The organism is Streptomyces sp. NPDC060194 (genome assembly GCF_042728285.1).
GTDB lineage: Bacteria > Actinomycetota > Actinomycetes > Streptomycetales > Streptomycetaceae > Streptomyces.
Genome location: NZ_JBHWZH010000069.1, coordinates 23,460 through 31,349, shown reverse-complemented (window position 1 = coordinate 31,349; position 7,890 = coordinate 23,460). Strand labels below are relative to the sequence as shown.

Sequence of the window (7,890 nt, the reverse complement as noted above, 5' to 3'; positions counted from 1 at the left end):
GCCCCACCGCCCGCCGGGGGAGCGGGGGCGGTGGGGCGGGGCCTGGAGCCCTACTCCTTGACGTCCAGCGACTGCTTGCGCAGCGAGTCGGCGCTCTGGGAGTCGGCGTCCTTGAGCACGTCGCCGAGGGTCGAGCCGCCGCCGGCGGCCTTCGCGGTGCCGTCGCTGATGAACCGGTAGGTGTCCGTCATCGTCGGGCCCCACGTGAAGCCGGTGTCCACGTGCGTGGAGGCCTCCTTGAACACGTCGAAGATCGGCTGCTTGCCGTAGAAGTCGACCGGCTGCTGCAGCGCGGGCAGCTCCAGGCCGGACTTGGCGGCCGGGTACAGGCCGCCCTCCTTGTTCAGGATCTCCAGCGCCTTCGCGTCCGAGTTCAGCCACAGCGCGAACTTCGCCGCCTCGGCGGGGTGCTTGCTGCCCTTGAGGACCGCCGTGGTCGAACCGCCCCAGTTGCCGGCCTGGTTCTGGCCCTTCTCCCACTGCGGCATGGGCGCGACGGCCCACTTGCCCGCGGTCGACTTCGCGTTGTCGCGGATCGTGCTGTAGCCCCAGGCCGCGGAGATCCAGGTGACGACCTCGCCGTCGTTCCACGCCTTGTACAGCGCGGGGGAGAAGCCCTGCAGGTCGGTGGCGACCAGCTTCTCGTCGATCAGCTTCTGCCAGTACGCGGCGACCTCCTGGTTCTCCGGCCGGTCGACGCTGACCTTCCACGTGTCGCCGTCGCGCTCGAACATCGAGCCCTTGTTCTGCCACAGCAGACCGGTGAACCAGTTCGGGTCCGTCTGCGAGAAGTGGGTGATGTACTGGCCCTTCTTCGCCGCCTTGATCTTCTTGGCGGCGGCCTCGTACTCCGCCCACGTGGTCGGCGCGGCCAGACCCAGCTTGTCGAAGACGTCCTTGCGGTAGAACAGCGCCATCGGCCCGGTGTCCTGCGGGACCGCCCAGACGCCGTCCTTGCCGCCGGCCCCGAAGTCGACCTGCGACCAGGTCCAGTCCACGAAGTCGCCCTTCGCGTCCTCGACGCCGGCGCACTTCGATATGTCGGTCAGCCCGCCCTTCAGGCGGAAGCTCGCGAGCGAGTCGTACTCGATCTGGCCGAGGTCGGGCGCGTTGCCCGCCTTCAGCGCGTTGGACATGTTCTGGTACGTGCCCGCGTTGCCCGCCGGCGTCGTCTTCAGCTTGACCTGGATCTTCGGGTTCTCCGCGTTCCAGACCGCCACGGCCTTCTCCATGCCGGGCACCCACGACCAGTAGTCCAGCGTCACCTTCCCCGACGCGGCCTTGCACGCCGACTCGCCCGCCGCGTCCGTGCCGCCGTCCTCCGACCCGCCCCCACCGCACGCGGTCAGCGCGGCGGCCATGCTGACCACCACACCCCCGACCAACCCGCGTCGGACCACCGACGAACGAGACCTGACAGAACCGCGCTTGCGAAGTGCCATGAGGGTGCTCCCGGAGCTGAGGGTCGTCGCACCTCCGTTGGGGCGACGGCGGCTACCTTCACAACAGAGATCAACAGAAGTCAACAGTTCTGGCGAACTCTGGTGGGTAACGCGACCGTTTCGTGATGCGCGGTCGCTGCGTCTGCAGGTGCCGAGAGTGGTCTTGAGCTGCTAGAACTGGGGGTAACAGGGGTCGAGTTGGCAGTTGCGGAAAGATCGCGTAATCGATTACGTCCGCGGGGTGCGGCGCGGTGTCTCGAAGCGCCAGCGGGGGCGGCGCGGAAGCCGAAGGCATCGGCCTGGGTGGGGTGCGGGGGCCGAGAGTCCCGGCCCGGGTGGCGTGCGAGTTGCGGGCTCCAGCCCGGCTGGGGTGCGGAAGCCGAGGCTCCAGCCTGGGCGGAGTGCGGAAGAAGCCGGAAGTATCGGCTCGGGCGGCGTGCGGAGGCAAGAGCATCGGCTCGGGCGGGGTGCGGGAGCGGAGGCTTCGGCCCGGGCGGGGTGCGGGGGCCGAAGCCTCGGCCCGGGCGGGGTGTGGAGGCCAAAAAATCCAGCCCGGCCGGCGTTTGAGGCCGCCGGGCGGAGCCCGGTGTCCGCGGCGGAGCCGCGAGTTCGGGAGCGTGCCCGAGCTGCGAAAACTCTCAGCCCGGCCGGCGTTTGAGGCCGGAGGGCGCAGCCCGACGCGGGGTGCAGGGGCGGAGCCCCGCCGGGGGCCTGGGGGCGCAGCCCCCAGCAGGGGGCCGGGGGGGCGGAGCCCCGTTCAGACGGTGCCGCGAGGCACGAAATCCGCGCGGACGTGAACGGTACGCCGGGCAACCCGCCCGTTGATCCGCTCGATCAGCAGCCGCGCCGCCGCCCGGCCCACCTCCACCGCCGGATACCTGACCGTGCTCAGACGAGGCCGCACGAGCGACGCGAACACCGCGTCGTCGTGCCCCACGAGCGCCACGTCCCCCGGGACGTCGACCCCCAGCTCCTCGGCCCGGTCCATCGCCCCCACCGCCACGACGTCGTTCGCGCAGAACACCGCGTCGGGCCGGTGCTTCATCCCCATCAGCTCCCCGAACCCCACCGCCCCGGCCTCCCGCGTGTGCTCCCCGCGCACGACGAGCCGCCCCGGCAGGGACACCCCGAACTGCACGGCGAGCGCCCGCAGCAGCTCCAGGCGCGGGTCGCCCCCCGTCGCGTCCCGCGGCCCCGCGATCATCGCGATACGCCGCCGCCCCGCCCCCGTCACCTCCGTCATCGCCGCCCGCATCGCCGCGCGCGCGTCCGGCGTCACCAGGTCCGCGTCGCCGAACGGCACGTCCGCGCTGACCACGACCGGGATGCCCGCCTCCGACAGCGGCCCGAAGTCCTTCGCGGCCAACCGGAACGGGGTGATCACCACCCCCGCGAACCGCTGCTGCACCGCCTCCCGCAGGAACGCCCGCTCCTCGTCGAGGTCCGCCCGGGTGTCGCACACCATCACGTGCAGCCCGAGCGGCCGCAGCTCGTTCTGGATCGACGCGGCGAGCTGCGCGTAGAACGGGTTCGCCAGGTCCGGCACGACGAGCGCGACGATGCTGGAGCGGCCGGTGCGCAGACTCCGCGCCATCGTGTTGACGCTGAACCCCAGCTCGGCGATCGCCGCCTCCACCACCCGCCGCGTCTCCTCCGCGACCGGCCGCTTCCCCGAGAGCACGTAGCTCACCGTCGCCGACGACACGCCCGCCGCGCGGGCCACGTCCGCCATCGTCACCCGCGCCAACCCACCCACCCCTCTGATCGGCTCGTCACCCTACTTCACGCCCCGACACCGCAGGTCGCAGACGTGCGGGCGACCGGCGGCCGGTGGAGCGCGGGGCCGCTCGCGCGTGGCGCCGCGAACCCGGCGGCCCGCGCCGACCAGCCGCACTGGACGGGTACGGGTACGTACCCGTACCGTGGACGTCCGACGAGAGGAGTGCGCCATGTCCGACGCCAACGTCCGCATCCCGGAGGAAGCCAGGGACCGGCTCGCGGCCATAGCGGCTGCGGAAGGGATGTCGTTGCGGGCGTATCTCGCCCGGCTCGCCGAGACCCTGCTGACGCCGGCCGAGCGCGCCGAACAGGCCGAGCGGGCGAAGGCGGTCCTGCAGGCGTGGAACGGCTACGACCCCACCGCAGCCGAGGAGCGTGCGCTCGACGCCGAGCTCGACCGACGCCTGGCACGGGTGGTCGATCGGTGAACGAAGCGATCCACTTCGTCCTCGACGACACCGCGATGGTCGCCGTCGGGCAGGGCAACGTACTCGCGTCCCGGCTCATCCACCGCTCCCACACCGAAGCGGACTGGTTCCTCTACGCCCCGACCTGCGCGCTGGTCGACGCCGAACGCGCCCGCCCCGGCACCGCGGAACACCTGGCCGCCCTACCGGGGATCGTCGTCCTGGACCTCGACCTCCCCGCCGCCCTGGCCGTGGCACGTGACACCTCCTGGGGGCACGGGCACACCCTGCACGCCGCGCTCCCCACACCTGACCGCCCCAACGGCGCGATCGTGGCAACGGCCGCCCCCGACCGGTGGACCGGCCGGCCCGTTCGCCTGTACGACCTCAACCCCTGACCGCCGCACGCGGCACTCGGCTGTTCCGCGGCCCGGCCCGGGCGGGCGGTGATACCGGTCGCCCGGGGGAAAGGACGCCGCATAGCCTCGGGCCGTGGAGGAACGCGAAGTGCTCGTCGGCGGTGTGAACGAGGTCGTGCGGGTGGGGGACGTGGTGCGGCGCCCGGCGCAGCCGTGGAGCCGCACCGTGCAGCGGTTCCTCGGGCATCTGCGGGAGGCGGGGTGCGACGTCGGGCCGCTGCCGTACGGGGTGAGCGAGGACGGGGCGGAGGAGGCGGTGGAGTACCTGCCGGGCGAGGTCGGACACGACTTCGCCGCACCGATGGTGCGGAGCGACGCCTCGCTGGTGGCCGCCGCGCGGCTGCTGCGGCAACTGCACGACGCGTCCGCGGACTTCGAGCGCCGGCCGGACGACGTCTGGTACCTCCCGCCGCGCGAACCCGCCGAGGTGGTCTGCCACGGCGACGCGGCGACCTACAACACCGTGTTCCGCGACGGACTCCCCGTCGCGTTCATCGACTTCGACACCGCGCACCCCGGCCCCCGGCTGTGGGACGCCGCGTACACGGCGTACCGGTTCGTCCCCCTGTACGCGCCGGACGAGACCGAGCACACCCGGCCCGTCCCCGAAGTCCGGCGCAGGATCGCGCTGTTCGCCGACGCGTACGGGCTCACGCCGGAAGAACGCCACGGGTTGCTGCCCATGGCCGCGGAACGGCTGCGCGCCCTGGTCTCCCACATGCGGGCCCAGGCCGCGGCCGGGCACCCCGCGTTCGCCCGGCACCTCGCGGAGGGCCACGACCGCCGCTACCTCACCGACGCGCGCTGGATCGACAGCGACTTCACCAAGCCCGGTCCTGACGGACCGGGCTCGTGACGCCGCCCGCTCACTCGTCGCGCAGCCGCGCCCCCAGCGCCGTCAGCGACTCCGCCGCGTCGGCGTGGCCGAGCGCGGTCAGCCGGGTGACGGCCGCGTCGACGCGGGCGAGCGCGGGGGCGGTGCGCTCCAGGTAGACGCCCTCCACCACCCCGGCGAGGCGGTGGCACTCGGCCCACTCCCCGGCCCGGTCCGCGTCCTCGCCCGGCTCGCCGAGCAGGGAGAGAGCCCTCTCCAGGTCGACGAGGGCGTCCTCGTACGCCCCGGCGTAGGCGTGCACCCGGCCGTACTCGTAGGCGAGCGCGGTGTCCAACGACCGTCCGTGCGCCTCGAAAGACGCCGCCCGGGCGTCGCCGGCGACCCGGCCCGCGTCGGCGAGGCGGGCGAGCGCGTCGTCCAGGCCGTCCGCGCCCTGTGCCTGCGCCTGCAACCGGGCGACCTCCCGCAGTGAGCCGCTGAGCTGCTCGAAACGCGGCGCGGAGTCCGTCGTGCCCGCGACCAGCCGCGCGTGCGCGGCGAGTGCCTGGTCGGCGGCCTTGCCGGCCTCGTCGAACGCCCCGGACTCCGCGAGCAGTGTCGCGGCCTCGCCCGCGATCATCACGTGCGCCCCCAGGTCGTCGTCCCACGACTCCGATTCGGCCGCGAGCGCGACGAACTCGGCGACGGCCGCCTTGAGGTCACCCCCGGCGTGCAGTGCACGGGCTCGGGTCAGACGCAGCTGCGCGACGAGCCGGTCATCCAACTCGCCCTCCATGACCTCGCGTTCCGCGAGGAGCGAGTCGAGCAACGCGATGCAGTCCTCGACCCGGCCGAGGTCGAGGCTGAGGTTCGCCGCGTTGCTGTACGTGCAGAACGCGTCCGTCCGGCTGCCGTGCCGCAGGTCGAGCTCCGCCGAGCGGACCAGGTGGCGCAGCGCCTCGTCGGGGCGGCCCAGGCGCATGCAGGCCTCGGCCAGGTCGCCGTGCGTGCGCGCGGCGTCGACGAACTCGGCCGGCCAGTCGGCCCCCAGCCGCCGGGCGAGGTCCAGGTCGGCCAGCGCCTGCTCGGGCTCGCCGAGGCCCAGCCGGATCCGCCCCCGGAAGGCGTGGGTGCGGGGCAGGTGCCAGGCGGGGCCCTCGGCGTCGAGGAGGGCGACCAGCACGTCGAGCTCCGCTGCCGCCGCGGGCAGGTCGCCGGCCACGGCGTGCGTCGAGGCCCGCAGCAGGTGCGCGTTGGACATCTGCGAGCCGACAGCGTGCCGGGCGGCGAACGCGCCCAGGCGGTCCACCTCGGCCAGGGCCGGCGCGAGGTGCTCCCCGCTCCCCGACGCCTGCAGCCGCAGACCGAGCGAGGTCGCCCGCAGCCGCAGCAGCCGGGCCTCGGCCTGCGGGGCGAGGCCCGGGGTCCCCTCGTGCAGCGCGACCAGCGCCTCGTGGGCGGCGGTGAACGTCGCCGCCCGCTCCGCCGCGGGGTCCCCCTCGGCGGCCGGCTCGGCCGCCGCGAGCTCCGCGGCCGCGAGGATCCCGCACGCCCTGGCGACCGCGGCCCGCTCCGTCGCGCCCACCGACCCGTAGAGTTCCGCGGCCTCCTCGTACAGCTCCGCGGCCTCGGCGTGCTCGTCCCGCCGCCCCGCCCGCCCGGCCGCCTCGTCGAGGAGGTCCGCGCGCAGCTCGACCAGCGGTCCCACGCCGGGGTCCTGGGGGTGGGCGTAGTCGCGGGAGGCGACGAGGGAGCGCAGGCGCTCCCAGCAGGCCGCCGCGTCGGGGTGCCCCTGCTCCTGCAACGCGCGGGCTCGCAGGACGAGTTCGGCCGTCGACTCCGGGAGGGCCGGCACCGGACGGGAGGCGGGGGCCGGCACCGGTGCGTCCGGGGCGGACAGGTCGCCCAGGTCGCGCTGCCGCAGGGTCAGTTCGAGGCTCGCCACCAGCGGGGCCCGCTCCAGCCGCTCACGCCGCGCGTCGGCCTGGCGCGACGTGCCGTTGCGCGCGTCGAACCGCGCGGCCAGGTCGTCGGCGCGCCGCTGGACCTCCTCGCGCAGGCCGGTCGCCGTCCAGGCACGCCCCGCGTACCCGGCGGCCGGCAGCTCGCCGTGGCCGAGGTGCTCGACCCGGCGGAGCAGGACCTCGACGCCGGTGAGGAAGGCGAGCTGCGCGGAGGGCGACTCCACCTCCTCGAACAGCGACCGGTTCTCGGCGAGCAGTTCGAGCCCCCGCGCCTCGTTGCCGGTCAGGGCGCAGAACTCGAGGTGGCGGCCGACCTCGGGCGCCATCGAGGCGCGGCGCCGGGCCGTCCGGTAGCCGGCGAGGTGCAGCTCGCGGGCCTGCTCGGCGCGCCCGGTGCGCAGCAGCGGCAGCAGCGCGTAGGAGAAGGAGCGGGCCGGCTCCTCCTGGCACGACTCCTTGCCCGCGAGCACCGGCTCCCAGACCCGCAGCGCCCGCTCGTCGTCACCCGCCGCGGCGTGGTACCGGGCGCGGTCGCAGATCTCGCACGCCTCGCAGTCGCTGAGCCGGGTGCGGGCGCGGCCGGCCCACAACTCGTAGGCCAGGGTGTCGCCCTCGCCGACATGGGCCGCGAGCTGGTAGGCCTGCCCGTAGTACGGCTGGAGGTCGAGCCCGGCCGCCTCGTAGCGGTCGCGCATCTCCCCCAGCCACTGCCGCAGGCTCGCCAGCGGCACCTCCGGCAGCGAACGCAGCGCGTTGGAAACCCACTTGAAGCGCCAGAACACGTTGAACCGCAAGCCCTCGTCGAACAGCTCCGGCTGCTCGTCGAAGAGGTTGAGCAGCCGGGCGAACACGACCGGCGACTTCCGCGGCTCGGAGCCGTAGGTGTACGCCTCCTGCAGTTCGAGCAGGGCGTGGACCAGCAGCAGCGGCTGGTCCACGAACTGCTCGGCGGCGTCGACGAGTTCCTCCGCGGTGATCGTCCTGGCCCGGCCGTAGGGGCGTTCGTCGTTCTCGCGCAGCGCGTCGAGCAGCTCGTCGGGGGTCTGGGGTGCGGTGGTCGGCATC

Annotated in this window: 6 protein-coding genes; 3 read left to right on the top strand and 3 right to left on the bottom strand. The window is 74.1% G+C overall.

The genetic code is table 11. The features are described 5' to 3' along the window. Positions 1-50 precede the first annotated feature (50 nt). Positions 51-1,361, bottom strand: a complete 1,311-nt coding sequence (locus ACFWEG_RS17005) for an ABC transporter substrate-binding protein (protein ID WP_387215519.1) — start codon at positions 1,359-1,361, stop codon at positions 51-53. Positions 1,362-2,199: 838 nt separating this feature from the next. Beyond that, positions 2,200-3,174 (bottom strand): LacI family DNA-binding transcriptional regulator, encoded by a 975-nt coding sequence (locus ACFWEG_RS17000; RefSeq protein WP_387215525.1) that lies wholly within the window; start codon positions 3,172-3,174, stop codon positions 2,200-2,202. A 217-nt stretch (positions 3,175-3,391) separates the two neighbouring features. On the opposite strand from ACFWEG_RS17000, the gene ACFWEG_RS16995 reads away from it, so the two are divergent. The 3 genes from ACFWEG_RS16995 to ACFWEG_RS16985 all read left to right on the top strand — a co-directional run bounded on the left by ACFWEG_RS16995 (position 3,392) and on the right by ACFWEG_RS16985 (position 4,903). Then, positions 3,392-3,649: a hypothetical protein gene (locus tag ACFWEG_RS16995; RefSeq protein WP_387215516.1), complete on the top strand. Its 258-nt coding sequence runs from the start codon at positions 3,392-3,394 to the stop codon at positions 3,647-3,649. Positions 3,650-3,684: 35 nt separating this feature from the next. After that, the gene (locus ACFWEG_RS16990) at positions 3,685-4,026 is read left to right on the top strand and encodes a hypothetical protein (RefSeq protein ID WP_387215522.1); all 342 of its coding nucleotides are present in this window, start codon (positions 3,685-3,687) and stop codon (positions 4,024-4,026) included. Positions 4,027-4,120: 94 nt separating this feature from the next. Further along, the gene (locus tag ACFWEG_RS16985) at positions 4,121-4,903 is read left to right on the top strand and encodes a phosphotransferase enzyme family protein (RefSeq protein WP_387215513.1); all 783 of its coding nucleotides are present in this window, start codon (positions 4,121-4,123) and stop codon (positions 4,901-4,903) included. Positions 4,904-4,913: 10 nt separating this feature from the next. On the opposite strand, the gene ACFWEG_RS16980 is transcribed toward ACFWEG_RS16985, so the two are convergent. Continuing rightward, entirely contained in the window at positions 4,914-7,889 is a 2,976-nt protein-coding gene (locus ACFWEG_RS16980; protein ID WP_387215511.1) for a hypothetical protein, read from the bottom strand. Between the last annotated feature and the right edge of the window lies 1 nt (position 7,890).

Excerpts from the sequence above, each read along its gene's own strand:
- ACFWEG_RS17000 (WP_387215525.1), bottom strand. The coding sequence starts at position 3,174 with ATGGCGGACGTGGCCCGCGCGGCGGGCGTGTCGTCGGCGACGGTGAGC.
- ACFWEG_RS16995 (WP_387215516.1), top strand. The coding sequence starts at position 3,392 with ATGTCCGACGCCAACGTCCGCATCCCGGAGGAAGCCAGGGACCGGCTC.
- ACFWEG_RS16990 (WP_387215522.1), top strand. The coding sequence starts at position 3,685 with ATGGTCGCCGTCGGGCAGGGCAACGTACTCGCGTCCCGGCTCATCCAC.
- ACFWEG_RS16980 (WP_387215511.1), bottom strand. The coding sequence starts at position 7,889 with ATGCCGACCACCGCACCCCAGACCCCCGACGAGCTGCTCGACGCGCTG.
- ACFWEG_RS17005 (WP_387215519.1), bottom strand. The coding sequence starts at position 1,361 with ATGGCCGCCGCGCTGACCGCGTGCGGTGGGGGCGGGTCGGAGGACGGC.